At 61.7% G+C, this 15,099-nt stretch carries 16 protein-coding genes and 1 tRNA gene; 8 read left to right on the top strand and 9 right to left on the bottom strand.

Annotated elements, in window-relative coordinates; genetic code table 11:
• A partial coding sequence (locus ABHR76_RS04850; protein ID WP_346976962.1) for a universal stress protein occupies positions 1 to 254 on the top strand: 254 nt, incomplete at its 5' end.
• A gap of 202 nt (positions 255 to 456) precedes the next feature.
• On the opposite strand, the gene ABHR76_RS04845 is transcribed toward ABHR76_RS04850, so the two are convergent.
• The 4 genes from ABHR76_RS04845 to purH form a co-directional block, all read right to left on the bottom strand.
• Positions 457 to 1,500 carry a sensor histidine kinase gene (locus ABHR76_RS04845; RefSeq protein ID WP_346976961.1) on the bottom strand — a complete coding sequence of 348 codons (1,044 nt, stop codon included), beginning with the start codon at positions 1,498 to 1,500 and terminating at the stop codon, positions 457 to 459.
• 9 nt (positions 1,501 to 1,509) lie between these two features.
• A complete protein-coding gene (locus ABHR76_RS04840) occupies positions 1,510 to 2,181 on the bottom strand; it encodes a response regulator transcription factor (RefSeq protein WP_217750588.1) in 672 nt (223 codons plus the stop codon).
• Positions 2,182 to 2,354: 173 nt separating this feature from the next.
• On the bottom strand, positions 2,355 to 3,086 hold the full coding sequence (locus tag ABHR76_RS04835; protein WP_346976960.1) for a hypothetical protein: 732 nt from the start codon (positions 3,084 to 3,086) through the stop codon (positions 2,355 to 2,357).
• A 223-nt stretch (positions 3,087 to 3,309) separates the two neighbouring features.
• Positions 3,310 to 4,917, bottom strand: a complete 1,608-nt coding sequence (gene purH, locus ABHR76_RS04830; protein ID WP_346976959.1) for a bifunctional phosphoribosylaminoimidazolecarboxamide formyltransferase/IMP cyclohydrolase — start codon at positions 4,915 to 4,917, stop codon at positions 3,310 to 3,312.
• 277 nt (positions 4,918 to 5,194) lie between these two features.
• Here purH and ABHR76_RS04825 point away from each other — a divergent pair, with 277 nt between their 5' ends.
• A complete protein-coding gene (locus ABHR76_RS04825; RefSeq protein WP_055310399.1) occupies positions 5,195 to 5,836 on the top strand; it encodes a GNAT family N-acetyltransferase in 642 nt (213 codons plus the stop codon).
• A gap of 138 nt (positions 5,837 to 5,974) precedes the next feature.
• On the opposite strand, the gene ABHR76_RS04820 is transcribed toward ABHR76_RS04825, so the two are convergent.
• Positions 5,975 to 7,918: a DUF2207 family protein gene (locus tag ABHR76_RS04820; protein ID WP_346976958.1), complete on the bottom strand. Its 1,944-nt coding sequence runs from the start codon at positions 7,916 to 7,918 to the stop codon at positions 5,975 to 5,977.
• Between the two features lie 620 nt (positions 7,919 to 8,538).
• Here ABHR76_RS04820 and gluQRS point away from each other — a divergent pair.
• Positions 8,539 to 9,435 (top strand): tRNA glutamyl-Q(34) synthetase GluQRS, encoded by an 897-nt coding sequence (gene gluQRS / locus ABHR76_RS04815; protein ID WP_229025884.1) that lies wholly within the window; start codon positions 8,539 to 8,541, stop codon positions 9,433 to 9,435.
• 15 nt (positions 9,436 to 9,450) lie between these two features.
• On the opposite strand, the gene ABHR76_RS04810 is transcribed toward gluQRS, so the two are convergent.
• Positions 9,451 to 10,176, bottom strand: coding sequence for a metallophosphoesterase (locus tag ABHR76_RS04810; protein WP_346976957.1), 726 nt, complete (start codon positions 10,174 to 10,176; stop codon positions 9,451 to 9,453).
• An 85-nt stretch (positions 10,177 to 10,261) separates the two neighbouring features.
• Positions 10,262 to 10,501, bottom strand: coding sequence for a hypothetical protein (locus ABHR76_RS04805; RefSeq protein ID WP_346976956.1), 240 nt, complete (start codon positions 10,499 to 10,501; stop codon positions 10,262 to 10,264).
• A gap of 333 nt (positions 10,502 to 10,834) precedes the next feature.
• Between ABHR76_RS04805 and ABHR76_RS04800 the strand changes: the two genes are divergently transcribed.
• The 3 genes from ABHR76_RS04800 to ABHR76_RS04790 are packed head-to-tail and all read left to right on the top strand — an operon-like array spanning position 10,835 to position 13,445.
• Positions 10,835 to 11,377 carry a UBA domain-containing protein gene (locus ABHR76_RS04800; RefSeq protein WP_117847868.1) on the top strand — a complete coding sequence of 181 codons (543 nt, stop codon included), beginning with the start codon at positions 10,835 to 10,837 and terminating at the stop codon, positions 11,375 to 11,377.
• A gap of 18 nt (positions 11,378 to 11,395) precedes the next feature.
• The gene (locus tag ABHR76_RS04795; protein ID WP_346976955.1) at positions 11,396 to 12,166 is read left to right on the top strand and encodes a response regulator transcription factor; all 771 of its coding nucleotides are present in this window, start codon (positions 11,396 to 11,398) and stop codon (positions 12,164 to 12,166) included.
• Positions 12,150 to 13,445: a sensor histidine kinase gene (locus ABHR76_RS04790; RefSeq protein ID WP_346976954.1), complete on the top strand. Its 1,296-nt coding sequence runs from the start codon at positions 12,150 to 12,152 to the stop codon at positions 13,443 to 13,445. The genes ABHR76_RS04795 and ABHR76_RS04790 overlap by 17 nt, the downstream gene beginning before the upstream one ends.
• Before the next feature lie 75 nt (positions 13,446 to 13,520).
• Here the strand turns inward: ABHR76_RS04790 and ABHR76_RS04785 are convergent, their stop codons facing one another.
• The gene (locus ABHR76_RS04785) at positions 13,521 to 13,895 is read right to left on the bottom strand and encodes a VOC family protein (RefSeq protein WP_138113389.1); all 375 of its coding nucleotides are present in this window, start codon (positions 13,893 to 13,895) and stop codon (positions 13,521 to 13,523) included.
• 11 nt (positions 13,896 to 13,906) lie between these two features.
• Entirely contained in the window at positions 13,907 to 14,194 is a 288-nt protein-coding gene (locus ABHR76_RS04780; protein ID WP_006235903.1) for a PTS sugar transporter subunit IIB, read from the bottom strand.
• Positions 14,195 to 14,357: 163 nt separating this feature from the next.
• On the opposite strand from ABHR76_RS04780, the gene ABHR76_RS04775 reads away from it, so the two are divergent.
• Both ABHR76_RS04775 and ABHR76_RS04770 read left to right on the top strand, forming a co-directional pair.
• Positions 14,358 to 14,981: a hypothetical protein gene (locus ABHR76_RS04775; RefSeq protein ID WP_138113391.1), complete on the top strand. Its 624-nt coding sequence runs from the start codon at positions 14,358 to 14,360 to the stop codon at positions 14,979 to 14,981.
• A 31-nt stretch (positions 14,982 to 15,012) separates the two neighbouring features.
• A tRNA-Leu gene (locus ABHR76_RS04770) sits at positions 15,013 to 15,097 on the top strand.
• The last annotated feature ends 2 nt before the right edge of the window (positions 15,098 to 15,099 follow it).

Here is a 15,099-nt window from a genome sequence, read left to right as displayed (position 1 = left end):
AGGAGGCATTTAAGAACTCCATCGCCAAGCAGCTCGAAGAGGCCAAGGCCAATCCCGATATTCCCGAGGTCGAGGTCATGATTCGCGCCGGCCGTATTCGCGAGACGCTCAAGGACGAGATGCTCGACGTGGTTAAGCCCGACCTGGTGCTCTGCGGCGCCCGCGGCCTGTCCTCGATCAAGTATGCGCTGCTGGGTTCGATTTCGACGTTCCTGCTGCGCAACACCGACTGCGACATCTTGGTCGTGAAGTAGGTTCCTTCCCGTCGGCGCAAGGCCTGCGGGGTTATCACGCCGACGTCCTCGCCGCTTCGCGGCTGCGGGATGTCGGCTTTGATAACCCCTCCCGGCCTTGCGCCTTCGTCACCGTACTTCAGCGAGTTGTCTGATTGAAAAATAGCGTGCCGCCCCGTTTGGGGCGGCACGCTTTGTTTGAGGCGGACATCTGCCGTGTGCGTTACTCGAAGTATTGAAACTTGTTGGTTGAGAAGGCAAACGTGACGACGAAGCCTTCGCCGGGCTCGGATGCCGCGGTGACGTCGATGCCCATCTTGGAGCACAGGCGCGCCACCAGGTAGAGGCCGATGCCCGTTGCGCGCTTGGTGGTGCGGCCGTTGTCGCCGGTAAAGCCCTTCTCGAACACGCGAGGCAGGTCTGCCGCACACACGCCACAGCCGTTGTCCGCGACGGTAAGCTCGATGCGCTCGCTTGCCAGACCCTCGTCCAGCAACGCACCCGAAAACACGATCTTTGCGCCGTCCTCACGCGCATATTTAATGCTGTTCTGAATGAGCTGGCCCAGAATAAACTCGAGCCACTTCTCGTCGGTAAAGACCTCAAAGTCGAGGTTCTCGCACACCGGCGCCACGTGTGCCGCGATGAGCTCGCGCGCATTGGCCTTGATTGCGCCCGTCACCAGAGCCTTGAGGTTCCAACGTCGAATCAGATAATCGCGCTCCACAACCTCCGAGCGCGCATAGTAGAGCGCCTGGTCGATATAGCGCTCCACGCGGGCAAGCTCGCGACCGAGATCATCTACGCGCGACAGATCATCTTCGCTGCCGTCCAGGTTTTCCAAAATCAGATGGGCTGCCGCCAGAGGCAGCTTGGCCTCGTGGACCCAGCTCTCGATATAGTCGCGATAGTCATCGGTCTGGCGCCTGCCTTCGGCAACCTCGTCACAAGCGGCTTTGCCCACCCGGCGCAAGACCTCGTACTCGAGCTCGCCCTCGGCATAGGTCGGACATTGCACCATCTCCTGCACCCATGCGGGACTCTCGAGCTCCTCTGCCGCACGCTCCAGCTGGCGCAGAAAACGACGACGGCGCGCGTACTCGATCACGATGCCCAGCATGCCAAAGATAAAGGACACGCCGACCGCCACGACCACGATGGAAACGGGTGCGCCGGCGACCGTCAGCACAAAGCAGCTCAGCAGCACGCCGCACGTCCACACGGCGACGGGAAGCAGCGCATCTTTGAAGAATTTGGCGAACGACATAGCCGGCCCCTAGACCGAATAGCCCTGACCGCGGTGCGTCGTCAAATACCCCTTGATGCCGATTTTTTCGAGCGTGGTGCGCAGGCGGTTGATGTTGACGGTAAGCGTATTGTCGTCCACGAAGGCGTCGGAGTCCCACAGATCCTGCATGATGGCCGAGCGCGAAACAATCTTGCCCGCGCGGCTCAGAAGCAGTGAGAGAATACGCAGTTCGTTTTTTGTGAGCTCGGTGCTGGTGCCCGTTTGCGTGTTGGTGACCATGGAGCGTGCGAGGTCGAGCTCCAGTCCCTTGTGGACGAGCGTGCTGCGCTCGCCCGCCGCCGCGGTGCGACGCAGCAAGGCATTGATGCGCGCCACGAGCACACGGGCGCTGTAGGGCTTGGGAACAAAGTCGTCCGCGCCGAGCGTCATGGCCATGACCTCGTCAATCTCGGTCGCGCGCGACGTGAGGACGATGATGGGAACCTCGGATTCGCGGCGAACCTCATGGCAGATATGCTGGCCGTCCTTGACGGGAAGCGTCAGGTCGAGCAGCACCAGGTCGGGCGCGGCGGCGAGAATATCGCGCGAAACATGCTCGAACGATTCGCAGGCCTCGACCTCAAAACCGGCACGGGCAAGGATGTCGGCAAGCTCGCGACGAATGGGCTCGTCATCCTCAACGATATAGATTAGCGCCATGGATTCCGCCCCCCTCTTGGTTGTCTTGCCCCATTATGACCGCGGATCCGCAGATACGCGCCTCACGCGGCACCAAAGTGACAGAACTGTTCGCGAGTGGCAGAGGCTTGCCTCTCGCTCGCGACGAGCACGGGAATTAAATGAGTTTTTAATCCCCGTCCCAGAAACATCATTTAGCGGCGGGCACGGAGCTTTTCGTAGCCTTCGGCGAAGAAGGCGACCGTGGCGGCGTCGGAGTCGGCGGCGTCGGAGTCGGCGGCGGCAACCACACCGTGCTCGTCGCTCACCAGAAACAGCGCACCCTTGAGCTGCGCGGGAATGTCTACGCGCGTGACCGGGATGCCCTTGGTCTGGGCCAGCTGCTCGATGAGCGTCGCCGTGCCGCACAGGCACTCGTCCGCCGGCGCCACAAAGGCCAGCTCGCCGTTATCGACGGCGGCGAGCAGCTCGGGCGCCACGCCGGTTTCGTCGGCCTCGGAGCGGGCCTCGGCGGAGCGGGCACGTAGCGCCTTGGCCGACGTATCGGTTAGCGGCTCGTACTCCCCCACCGTCATGGCGGCGTTGCCGTTGACGTCGATCACCAGCATGAGCACGCCGTCGCGTGCGGTGTAATCGCCCTCGGCAAGCGACCACTCAACGTGCTGCTTGGCCCAGCTGAGCATGTTATGGGTAAGCGGCTCGCCCTGCACCAAGCGCTCGGACAGCGCGCGAATGTGGCGGTTGAGCATGGGCACCTTTTTGTTGGACATGCGCCAACGGCAGACAAGCGCGGGCTTGTCGAGCGTAAACTTCTCGACCGCCTCCTGATTGGCGCAAAAGTCCTCGTACGCACGCTGATCCTCGGCATTGCCAAACAGCTCGGCATCATCAATCTGGGGCATGGTCATACCTTTCGTGTTAGTCATTCCGTCCTCTTATACCAAAAAGACGGCCCTCCAAACGGAGCAGCCGTCTTTTGCAGAGATTATTTTGACGATACGGTCAGGCGACCGATCGGCTTAATGGGATAGAACAACATCCCATTAAGGGTTTTCCAAGTGCCCGAGATTGCCCCGAAAGAGGAGCGCCGCGTACTAAATGTACGCAAGCGACGGTTTGAGGGGCAAGGTCGGGTGCTTGGGAAAGCCTCTAGTGCCTAAAATGCCTGGCCCCTGTGAAGACCATCGCAATACCATGCTCGTTGCAGGCCTGGATGCTCTCGTCGTCGCGCTTGGAGCCGCCGGGCTGGATGATGCAGGTCACGCCGTGTGCAGCAAGCACGTCGACATTGTCGCGGAACGGGAAGAACGCGTCGCTTGCACAGGCAAAGCCGCCCTTCTCCACGCCCTCGCGCTCGCAGAAGTCCTCGGCGCGCTCGCAGGCAAGCAGCGCAGAGTCAACGCGGTTAGGCTGACCCGGACCCATGCCAATGCCGGCCTTGCCCTTGGAAACCAGGATGGCGTTGGACTTAACGCCCTTGCAGACCTTCCAGGCAAACTCGAGCTCGGCCATCTCGGCGTCGGTGGGCTTGCGGTCGGTGGGGAACGTAAAGGTCGCGGGATCCTCGGTTACGTGGTCGACTTCCTGCACCAGCATGCCGCCGTCGATGGAGCGCAGCTCCACCTGGGCGCCGTGGTCCACGCCGCCGGTGGCCAGCACGCGCAGGTTGGGGCGCTTGGCCATGCGCTCGAGCGCCTCGTCGGTGTAGCTCGGGGCGATGATAACCTCGACGAACTGCTTGTTCTGATCGGCAAAGTGCTCGACCAGCTCATAGGGAACCTCGCGGTTGCAGGCGATGATGCCGCCGAAGGCGCTCTTGGGATCGCAGGCGAAGGCGCGGTCGTAAGCAGACGTAATGTCCTCGGCAACGGCGGAGCCGCAGGGGTTCTGGTGCTTGAGAATCACGCAGGCCGGCTCGTCGAACTCGCGGACCAGGTTCCAAGCGGCATCGGCATCCAGATAGTTGTTGTAGCTGAGCGGCTTGCCCTGGATCTGCTCGGAGCCAACGAGCGGGAACTGCGAGCTCGCGGTGTTCTCGCAGCCCTCGGCAAAGCGGTAGACCGTAGCCTTCTGCTGCGGGTTCTCGCCATAGCGCAGGTCGTCGACCTTCTCCAGCGAGATCTCGAGCTTGGCAGAGGTGTCCGCCACGTCGCTTGCCTGGGCGGCAAGCCAACGGGAGATAGCCGTGTCGTAGGCGGCGGTGGTCTGGTAGACCTTCACCTGCAGGCGACGACGGGTGGAAAGCGTGGTGCAGCCACCGGTCTCGTGCATCTCGGCCAGGACGGCATCATAGTCGGCCGGGTCGGAAATGACGGTAACGCTCGTGGCGTTCTTGGCAGCAGAGCGCAGCATGGAGGGACCGCCGATGTCAATGTGCTCGATGGCGTCCGCGAAGGTGACCTCGGGATTGGCGACGGTCTTCTCGAACTCGTACAGGTTGACGACGACTAGATCGATCAGCTTAATGCCGTGCTGAGCGGCCTCCTGCATGTGCTGCTCGGAATCGCGGCGGGCCAGCAGCGCGCCGTGAACCTTGGGGTGCAGGGTCTTAACGCGGCCGTCCATCATCTCGGGATAGCCCGTGAACTCCTCGATGGGGGTTACGGGAACGCCCGCGTCCTCGATGGCACGAGCCGTGCCGCCCGTAGAGATGATCTCGACGCCAAAGTCATCGACCAGCGTCCGTGCGAAATCGACGACGCCCGTCTTATCGGTAACCGAGATCAACGCGCGTGCGATCTTCACATCAGATCCCATGCAGTCCTCCTGTCTGGTACGCCGCCGTGCTCTGTGAGTCGGTGATACGTCGATCTGCAGCGCTCGCGCAGCGGCATTGAAAATACTGATTTAATGTAGCGCATCGAGCGCATCGATGCACCCCGCAACGGGCGCATGTGCAGAAAAAGTTTGCACGCGGAGGGGATGGGCACAGCACCGGGCACGGTGAGTTCATGGAACACAGGGGCACCATAATTAGATGCCAATGGCGTGGTAGAACTGTGCTCGATATGCATCCGCAAAAGAAAGAGGCACCATGGTCTCGCGGGTTCTCTACCGACCGTTTGATACCGAAGACTTCGACGCCATCGCGCTGATTCTGCAGCAGCTTTGGCATAACAATTCGGATAACGATGAGTACAACCGCCTTGAGGCCGCGTGCGACCTCGCCTACTGCCTTTCGTCGTCGACGTTTTCACAGGTTGCCGTAATCGACGGTCAGGCGCGTGGCATTTCGCTCGCGCGTGCGGGACAGAGCTCCGGCGCCACTATCAACGAGCATTGGATGGATACCGAACGCGCGCTGCTATCGCAGATGCGTGAGCTGGAGCCTGATGCCTGCGCCGAGTATCTCTCGTTTGTGCGCGCAACCATCCGAACCAACAACCGCCTGCTCGAGAGCAGCCCGTTGCCGCACGACAACGAGGTCACGCTGCTTGCCGTGGATCGCGATGTCCATGGCCTGGGCGTTGGCACGGTTCTGCTCGATGCCGCGGTCTCGCACCTATCCTCGCTTGGAGCGACGAGGGCGCACCTGTACACCGACTCCAACTGCTCGTGGAAGTTCTACGAGCTGCACGGCTTTAAGCGCACGGCCACGCACCGCGCCAACCGCGAAGAGCGCCGCCACGACATGCCGCGCGAAAGCTTCCTCTACGAACTCGATCTAACAGCCTAAACCCAGCAGCCATACCTAGTCATTTAGGGATGTTCCCAGTGATTAGTCGCTGGGGACAGCCTTCGTAGGTAGCGCATAAAAATGGGATGGATCCGTCGGCAGTCGCCGGAGAAGATCCATCCCAAAAATCAGAGCGCGCTAGAACGTTCCGCCGCCGCCTCCGCCGACGCCGCCGCCTCCGCCGCCCGAGAAGCCACCGCCTCCGCCGCCGCTCGAGCTGTCGGAGCTCGACGCCAGCTCACGGATGCTCTCGCGATACACGTCATCGAACGAATCGAGCGGAGACTCGATACCGTAATGATGGTAGTACCACCAGTAGCAGGGATAATTGTCGTAGAAGCCGTCGGCCTCGCGTACCTCGGGCGGCACGGCCTCGGCCAGCTGTCGCAGCACTTCTTTCGAAACGCCCAGGGCAACGCCCATCACCAGCAGCTTGTTCCACAGCACCAGATCGCCGGGGACGGCTTCCTTTAGACGCGTGAAGTCCTCGAGCCAATGCTTAAGTGCCTTGCAGCGAGCCGCCACCTCGGCGCCCTCCGGCGTAAAGCGGCGGAACGTAAGGCCCACGCCGATACCCACCAGCACAATCGGCACCGAGATAACCGCGGCAGTAATGTTCGCCTGTGCGCCATCGGTAAAGAAGATGGATCCCACGGGAACAAAGGCAATCAGGATACCAAGAACCAGGCAAAACACCATTGCAGCAATGCCGTCCGAGGCAACGTACTCGCTATCGGCCAGCTTGCCCTTAACAGTGTTCTGATAGTCCTCGAGCTTGTCGCCCACGGGTGTAGCGTGCTGCTTGACGTAGCGCTGCAGCTCGTCGAACGTGCGCGAGCGATCGCCGTTCTCGTCAGGCTTAGCACCGGCGAAGAAGACCTTGAGCACCATGTGGTCAATGCCCTTGGCCGACTTCCAGCCCGCATCACTCACCGTCACGCGATACGTCTGCTCTTCTTTTTCACGCCCCAACAGACCCTTCTTGGCCTTGGTCACGGTCGCCTGCTCCAGTTTGATCACACGGTCGTCAGTGAGCTTCATGAGCGTGGCGATATATGCCTGATCGGGCACCTCGTTCCAGCTCATGAGGGCCGAAAGCACGGCGGGATGGTCGGCCGAAGGCACATCGCGGAAATATTCGTCCTGGAAAAGCGGCTTGGGCTTGCGCTTGCGCAGCTTGAGCATAACGATTGTGCCGGTAAAGGCCACCGCCGCAACAACACTTAGCACGGCAAGTGCATTGGCAATCATGCGAGCGTGAGCGCGGCGGGCGTTAGCTTCGTCGGCCCATTCCTTCTCTTCACTCAGGATCGTTGACATGCGCTCTTCGCCCGCGGCGGCAAGCTGCGGCACCCAGTCGCTGGGGAAGGCGATGCGTGCCTCGGCGAATTCGCCCTGATGCACGCAGGGAATGGTATAGGTGACCATGGGCTCGTCCTCATCGAGCGACACGTCGCCCGTCAGCGGACCGTGGCCCCATGCGCGGAAGTTATCGCCTTTGACGGCCGCCGTCCCGGCAGCGGCATTTGCGAAGCGCACTTCCATCTCGACATCGTCGGAATCCGCAGACCAGCCGTCACCCACGAACTTCCAGTAGAGCTCGGCGGTATCGGCCCAGTTCATAACCGCACCGGTCATGGTGTAGCTCACGTAGTAGATTGCGCTGTCGCCGCTCTCGTGAGGGCTGAACACCTTAATCCTTACGCCGTCACCGGTCTGCTCGACCGTGTAGACGCCAGAGTCGCCCTTGTTCGCGCTATCGACTTTGTTAAACGCGGTGTCCTCTTCCTCGACACTCAGCACGTCGACGCCCGCCGTGCCGCCCTGCTGGTTGGAGCCCGTATTGATCTCCCAAAACACGCCGTTGATGTCGTCGTCGAAATCAAACTGGCGTCCCTCGACAACGGTCAGCGATCCATCGGCCTCGACCGTGGCACTGATATAGGTCTGGGTCATGGAGTAGCCGTCGGCGTGCGCGGCGACAGGCAGCAGCAACAACGCAAGCGCGACGAGCACGCAGACGGAAGCGAATCGCGCAAACAGGTGGCGCTGCCGGCTGACTTTGGCGGCGAGGGTGTTCATAGGCACATCCTTTGTCTGTAAAACCAACAGCGCCATTGTCCCACGTTTGCGGGTACGCATGACGAACATCTAGGCGACCGGAGCGCCAAACGGGATGAAAGTCACACCCGCACCCCAACAGCCAGTCATTGGGGACGTTCTTAAATGACCAGTCATTAGGGACACCCTTGGCATGGCCCGCGCCAGCAATAGATACCACTTCACAGCTCCGTCACAGGTGTAGCGGCTTTGTGTGGGCGCGGCATGCGCTGACTGAGCCGCCAGCCGAGGGGCATAAAGCAGTTGAGCGAAAACGGTTTGCCCCTTTGCCGTTCGCTCGAGGATCATGTCCCCCTTTTCCGCGGAAACCCCGGCAGTTGCGAAGAGCTGCCGGGGTTTCTGTCGTTTGTGAGGCTAAGTCGGTACGCAGCGATCGAGACCTTGAGCCGCAAACCCACCGTGCGCAATGCGCACCGCCGCCAACTTGTGAGCGCGGCAACGCCTTCCCTGCCAAGCCCCGCGCTATACTCATCCGCATGGATATCAAAACACGCAACATAGCAACGCCCGCCGCGGACGCACCAGCAACGGCAGTGCCCACCCCCGTCGTGGGCCGCTTTGCCCCGTCGCCCTCGGGCCGCATGCACTTGGGCAACGTGTTCAGCTGCCTGTGCGCATGGCTTTCGGCCCGCAGCCAGGGCGGCAGCATCGTGTTGCGTATCGAGGACCTGGACGATCGCTGCAAGCGCCCGGAACTTGCCGCTCAACTGATTGACGATCTGACCTGGCTGGGGCTCGAGTGGGACGAAGGCCCCTACTACCAGCACGATCGCCTGGATCTGTACGAGGACGCCCTGCGCCAGCTGCAAGACGCCGGCCTCACCTATCCCTGTTTTTGCACGCGTGCCGAACTCCACGCCGCGAGCGCGCCGCACGCCAGCGACGGCACGCCCATCTACCGCGGCGCCTGCAGAGGTCTTTCTGCTGATGAAATCACCCGCCGCAGTGCCCTGCGTGCTCCGGCCACGCGCCTGCGCGTGCCCACCGTCGACGACCTCGCCAGCGACGTGATCGAATTCGTGGACCGCACGTACGGAGCCCAATGCGAAGCACTCGCCACCGAGTGCGGTGACTTTTTGGTGCGCCGCAGCGACGGCGTGTTTGCCTATCAGCTGGCCGTGGTGGTCGACGACGCTGCCATGGGCGTCACCGAGATCGTACGCGGATGCGACCTGCTTGGTTCCACGCCGCGCCAGATCTATCTGCAACATCTGCTGGGACTGCCCACGCCGCACTACGCGCACATTCCGCTGCTCATGTCACCGGACGGCCGCCGCCTTTCCAAGCGCGATCGCGATCTGGACCTGGGCGAGCTCCGCACCCGCTTTGGCACACCCGAGGCACTGTTGGGATGGCTCGCCGGGCAAACAGGCATCGCGCCGGACACCACGCCGCGTACCGCCGAGCAGCTGGTCGAGCACTTTAGCTGGGACGTCATCCGCGCGCATCGGGAGAACATCACTGTAACGGTCGAGTAGCCAGCCACCCCGCCTCTACGCAACATCCCAGGGCTGGAGTTCGTCGTCCAAGCGAACGATGCAGTCGTAGAGCACGGTGTGACGCTCGGCCGGGTTGGTATCCCGATGAAAATGCCCGTAGTACCAGCGCTTGTAGTCCAAGCGGTCTTCCAGCTCATCGAAAAATGCCGTAAGCCGATCAACGGAGGGGCAATTCCAGCCGGACGCTGGATAAAGCGTGGACGAAAGCATGCGCGTAGAGCAGGTGTGAGTGATCACGTAGTCGACCGTCCAGCCCACGCTGTCGAGCTTTGCCCGCGCCTCCTCAAAGTTGCGCTCGTCCGGCAGCTCCTGCGGCCACCAGCTGGAATACGGAATGCGGTATTCCTTGTCCACGCTCGTGGCGCCGCCCATGGTAAAGACCGTTGAGCCGTCGAGCTCAAAAACCTCGCCGCGCGTCAGGCGCCGTATGGGAGAGGTGTCCGACAGGCGCTGCGTCAGCCCACCGTGCCACAACTCCATGGGGCGCTCCGCCCAGTGATCGAAACGCTCGTGGTTGCCCTCGACAAACAGCACGGTATAGGGGCGCGACTCCAGCCAGGCGATGTCGGCACATTCCTCGGCAGAAAAATCCCACGGAAAGCCAAAGTCGCCCGCGATGATGAGATAGTCGTCACTCGTCAGACCATCCCCAAGATCCCAGTCGCGAAGCTTTTGCATGTCGACGCCGCCGTGAATATCGCCCGTCACATAGACCGTCATCGGATCACCACTTCCCTGTAAGTCGCTAGCCCACATTCTGCACGATCACTAAGCCAACCGTTCCAGCCCTTCCATCCTTTGGGACCTACCCCTCGTTCTTCCATCCAAACGGGTCAAGCACCCAAAAAATCAGATCGAGCACGCCGCCGGTCATCATGGCGCCGGCAAGGGCCATGCAAACGTGCAGGGAACTGGCACTTCGGAGCACGTCGAATGGCCCCAGAACAGCCAGCAGCGCGACCGCTGCGCCGGCTACGCACAGCGCGAGGCACGGCCCCGCGTCCTTGACGCGCTTCTTTGCGAGATGCTCTGCGTTGTCACTCATCGGTATCGAACTCCTTAGAGGGTCGTTGTTCAGACGCATGCCGCCGCGGCAGAGCGGGGCGGCAGGGTAAGTGTCACATGCCGTGCGGACATCAATGGAGAAACCGCCTGCTCGACCAACCTTTGACGCCGTTTTGCACCGGCACCACATCCCCCGCTATCGAGGTCTAATACTTTTCCCACCGCTACCCAAAAACTCATCCAACGTTAATCTTGGCTCAAGAATCGCTTAATCTATAACCTGCACTATAGAGTTCGACCAAGGGCGGGGCGGCGCCGCGCAACGCAGGCCGCCGAACGCAACGCTCGCGCCCATCGAACGAAAGGACAGGTCATGGACGACCTCGAAAAAGTTGAAACCATCCGCACCAAGTGCAACGTGAGCTACACCGATGCCAAGGCGGCGCTCGACGCTGCCGACGGCAACGTTCTGGATGCCATCATTTGGCTCGAGTCGCAGGGCAAGACACAGACCACGTCGGCGCACGCCGCCACCGAGTCCGCGCCGGTCGACGAGCCCTCGGCCGAGATGGTCGCCGCGCAGGCAGCCTACGAAAAGTCGAGCGAAAAGACCGACTTCTCCAAGAAGATGGACAGCGTGTGGGAGTACCTCAAAAAGCTCTTCCGCCTGAGCCTGGACACCAAGTTTATCGCCACGCGCCGCGATGCAATCATCCTCAACATTCCCATCCTGATCCCCATCATCGCGCTGTTTGCCTGGGGTGCCACGATATGGCTGATGCTGATTGGCCTGTTCTTTGGCATGCGCTACCGCATCGACAGCGACGGCGATGTGCCCGGCAGCATCAACAACCTTATGAATCACGCCGCCGACGCCGCGGACGACATCAAGCAAAATCTGAACGACGACAAGTAATCGCAGATGGGGGCACGTATGGCACGAATCCTGATCGTAGAGGACGAGGAGAAAATCGCCCGCTTTGTGACGCTCGAGCTGGAGCATGAGGGCTACCAGGTGGAGCACGCCGCCGACGGCCGCACCGCCGTGGACCTGGCGCTGAAGCGCGACTACGATCTGATTCTGCTCGACGTGTTGTTGCCGCAGCTCAACGGCATGGAGGTCCTGCGGCGCGTACGCAAGTACAAGGATGTGCCGGTGATTATGGTCACCGCGCGCGATGCCGTGATGGACAAGGTGGCCGGGCTCGATGCCGGCGCCGACGATTACCTGACCAAGCCGTTTGCGATTGAGGAGCTGTTCGCACGGATCCGCGTAGCGCTGAAGCGCTCGGAGGCCGTGCGGGCGGCTTCGGGCGTTGGCGACGTTGGGGCCGGGAAGGGCGCTACGGGTGCCGCTGCGGTACCCCCGGCTGGTGACTCTGCCAAAACCTCTGCCGCGTCCTCCCCCGCCACGCTCGCCGTGGGCTCGGTTGCGCTCGATCCCGACCGCCGCGAAGTCACGGTCGGCGGCTCGCCCATCGCGCTCACGGCCCGCGAGTTCGATGTCCTCGCCCTGCTTATGGCGCATGTCGAGACCGTGCTCACGCGCGAGCGCATCGCGCACGAAGCGCTGGGCTACGAATACGTGGGCGACACCAACAACGTCGACGTACACATCGCGCACCTGCGTGCCAAGATCGAGGACGCCGGCAGCGCCCGCATCATCCAGACCGTGCGCGGGGTGGGCTATGTCTGCCGTGCGTAACGCCGAGGCCAAGCGCGTCACCTCCATCGCCCGCGCCATCAACTGGAGCTATATGTGGCGCCGTCTGATGAGCTACATCTGGCTCGATCTGTTGCTGGTAGTGATTGCGGCGGCGATCCTCGTCTATGGATACAACCAGACACTGCCCGACGACACGTTTACCGCAGGATTGATCCCCGGTGCCACCGTTCACGGCATGTCGCTGACGCCCGCGCGCGGCTGGGACCCGACAACGCTCACCTATACCGTCGAGCTTGCGCGCACCACCAAGACCTTCCCCCTCGCGCAGGACCTCGTCACGCTATGGCCTCTCTACCTTGTCGTTGTGGGTTGGCAGGTCATCAGCGTGCTCAACATGCTCGGCGGCGCCCGCCGCGTGCGCCGCACCATGGCGCCGCTCAACGATCTGGCCTTGCGCGTGGACGAGCTCGGCCGCATGCAGCTCTCCGGCGGCAAGATGGAAACGCTGGAGCAGGCCATCGTGCGCGCAAGCGTCGACTCACCAAGCGTCACCACCGGCGATGCCGACCTGGCAAGCATCGAGGTCGCACTCAACCGCCTGCTGCGCCAGATGCAAGAGGCCAAGCTGCAGCAGATGCGCTTTGTCAACGATGCAAGCCACGAGCTGCGCACGCCCATCGCGGTGATTCAGGGCTACGTAAACATGCTCGACCGCTGGGGCAAAGACGACCCGGACGTACTGGCAGAGTCCATCGCCTCGCTCAAGGCCGAAAGCGAGCACATGCAGGAGCTCGTGGAGCAGCTGCTGTTTTTGGCGCGCGGCGATGCCGGGCGCACGGTCCTGCGGCGTGCGCATACCAACCTGGCTGCACTGGTCGGCGAGGTTTGCGAAGAATCGCAGATGATCGATGCCGGGCACACGTATCGGCTGGCCTTTGACGCTGCGCTTATCAGCGACCCGCGCTGCGACGCGTCCGTCGATGTCGCGCTCGTGAAGCAGGCTCTGCGCGTGATCGTGCAAAACGCCGCCAAGTATTCGGACGCGGGCACGCCCATCTCGTTTGGCGTAGCGCCGGATGCGGGCGCGGGCACGATCGACATAAGCGTTGAGGACGAGGGCATCGGCATGAACCAGGAATCCGCAGCTCACGCGTTCGAGCGGTTCTACCGCGCCGACAACGCGCGCGATGCCGGAGCGCAGGGCTCGGGCCTGGGGCTCGCCATCGCCAAGTGGATCGTCGATAGCCACGGCGGCGTCATCGGCGTGACCTCGGTCGAGGGCGTCGGCAGCCGCTTTACGATTCGCCTGCCGCGGTAGGAAGCCCCTCGGCATAAATAAAGGGATAGGGCCACGCAGCCCTATCCCTTTTTGCTAGCTATGACAGCTTGTGCGCTACTCGCGGCACAGGTGCACGGCGAAGCCGGCGAACTCGCGCTTAAAGTACACGAGCTTGGTACCACCGTCGGGTAGCAGCGCGCGCGACTCCTCGTTGACCTCGAGCCCGCGCTCGGCAAACCACTTCTCAGCTGCATCGATGTCGTTAACGGCAAAGCCGATGTGGCCTTTGGTGCCACGACCGTTCTGCTTCATGACCTCGACCAGCGAATCGTTGAAGTACGAAACCGGGGTCTCGATAACAGGCAGGCCCATCATCGTCGAGAACAGCTCAGCGATCTCCAGGGCGTCTGCCGGGTCGGCGGCGTTAATGCCCACATGGGCAACGCGCATGCCAAAGAGCTCGACCGGGTTGACGTTCTGCTCACTCATACAGGCAGTGCCTACTGAGCCATGACGTCGAGAACGGCCTTCTCGGCAGCGACGCGGTTCATGCCGGTCATGAAGGGCACGCCGCTCACGTACGGGCAGGTGAGGCCTTCGGGGGCAACGGTGGTGGCGATCAGCAGGTCGGCGCCCTCGTCGCAGTAGTCCTTGGCCTCGGAGATGGCGCACTGCACGATCTCGTACTTGTCGGCGTAACCGTTGGCGTCGAGCAAGGTGGCGACCTTCTGGGCAACGAGTGTGGAAGTAGCAGCGCCAGCACCGCAAGCCAAAACGATCTTCTTCATAGGTAATGTCTCCCTTCATGGTTTACTTTAGGTAAGTGTACCGCAGCGAGCGATGGCACTCAGCCTCGATGAGCTTTTATGCCAGTTTGCTTGCACGCTGCGTATAATACATCTAGTACGTGTTGTCATACCGCTCGCTTTAAGAGCGACTAAGGACTCTGAAATGCCCGATTCCCGCACCCTCTGGACCGCCGTCGTTATCATCTGCATCGCCGTGTCGGTGTTCTTTAGCGTCAAAAAACGCACCACGTTCAAACGCCTGCAGCAATTGATGGCCGCCAAGCAGTGGGACGAGTTCGATCGTTTGCTCGACGGCAAACTCACCAGCATGCTGTACCCGCGCTACAACCGCGACTACCTGCGCCTGAACTCCTATCTGCTGCGCGAGGACCATAAGCGCGCCGACGAGATGTTCGACCTGCTACTGGGACTCAACCTGCCCAAGATGCAGCGCGTCGACCTGGTAATCAAAGCTTTTAACTACTACGTTGGCCAGGAGGACCGCAAAAAGGCCAAGGAGTTGCTGCATGAGATCAAGGGCTTTGAGGGCGGTCAGGCCGAGGCAGTCGCACACGAATGCCAGCTGATGTACGACACGATGATCCTCAAGCGCCACAACGACATTCCCGAGCTGGAGCGCATGCTCGAGGATGTCGGCGACGACCCGGTCAAGCGCTGCCGACTGGAGTACCTGCTGGCCCTGCAGTATCAAAACAAGGGCGACGAGGAAAAGTTCCAAGAGTTCCTGGAGAAGTCGGGCCAACACTCGATGGCCGTCAACGCGTAACGGACGGCTTGTGCTAGACTTCTAGTCTCACGGGGGCGTGGCGGAATTGGCATACGCAGGAGACTTAAAATCTCTCGCCGCAAGGATTGTGGGTTCGAGTCCCACCGCCCCTACCATA

The sequence above is a fragment of the Collinsella aerofaciens genome (assembly GCF_039752985.1).
GTDB lineage: Bacteria > Actinomycetota > Coriobacteriia > Coriobacteriales > Coriobacteriaceae > Collinsella > Collinsella aerofaciens_BT.
The sequence above is the reverse complement of the archived record's forward strand: the minus strand, read 5'-3'. Positions and strand labels throughout refer to the sequence as shown.

Excerpts from the sequence above, each read along its gene's own strand:
- ABHR76_RS04790 (WP_346976954.1), top strand. The coding sequence starts at position 12,150 with ATGTCTGCCGTGCGTAACGCCGAGGCCAAGCGCGTCACCTCCATCGCC.
- ABHR76_RS04810 (WP_346976957.1), bottom strand. The coding sequence starts at position 10,176 with ATGACGGTCTATGTGACGGGCGATATTCACGGCGGCGTCGACATGCAA.
- ABHR76_RS04825 (WP_055310399.1), top strand. The coding sequence starts at position 5,195 with ATGGTCTCGCGGGTTCTCTACCGACCGTTTGATACCGAAGACTTCGAC.
- ABHR76_RS04845 (WP_346976961.1), bottom strand. The coding sequence starts at position 1,500 with ATGTCGTTCGCCAAATTCTTCAAAGATGCGCTGCTTCCCGTCGCCGTG.
- gluQRS (WP_229025884.1), top strand. The coding sequence starts at position 8,539 with ATGCACTTGGGCAACGTGTTCAGCTGCCTGTGCGCATGGCTTTCGGCC.
- ABHR76_RS04820 (WP_346976958.1), bottom strand. The coding sequence starts at position 7,918 with ATGAACACCCTCGCCGCCAAAGTCAGCCGGCAGCGCCACCTGTTTGCG.
- ABHR76_RS04795 (WP_346976955.1), top strand. The coding sequence starts at position 11,396 with ATGGCACGAATCCTGATCGTAGAGGACGAGGAGAAAATCGCCCGCTTT.
- ABHR76_RS04775 (WP_138113391.1), top strand. The coding sequence starts at position 14,358 with ATGCCCGATTCCCGCACCCTCTGGACCGCCGTCGTTATCATCTGCATC.
- ABHR76_RS04840 (WP_217750588.1), bottom strand. The coding sequence starts at position 2,181 with ATGGCGCTAATCTATATCGTTGAGGATGACGAGCCCATTCGTCGCGAG.
- ABHR76_RS04835 (WP_346976960.1), bottom strand. The coding sequence starts at position 3,086 with ATGACTAACACGAAAGGTATGACCATGCCCCAGATTGATGATGCCGAG.
- ABHR76_RS04805 (WP_346976956.1), bottom strand. The coding sequence starts at position 10,501 with ATGAGTGACAACGCAGAGCATCTCGCAAAGAAGCGCGTCAAGGACGCG.
- ABHR76_RS04800 (WP_117847868.1), top strand. The coding sequence starts at position 10,835 with ATGGACGACCTCGAAAAAGTTGAAACCATCCGCACCAAGTGCAACGTG.
- purH (WP_346976959.1), bottom strand. The coding sequence starts at position 4,917 with ATGGGATCTGATGTGAAGATCGCACGCGCGTTGATCTCGGTTACCGAT.
- ABHR76_RS04785 (WP_138113389.1), bottom strand. The coding sequence starts at position 13,895 with ATGAGTGAGCAGAACGTCAACCCGGTCGAGCTCTTTGGCATGCGCGTT.
- ABHR76_RS04780 (WP_006235903.1), bottom strand. The coding sequence starts at position 14,194 with ATGAAGAAGATCGTTTTGGCTTGCGGTGCTGGCGCTGCTACTTCCACA.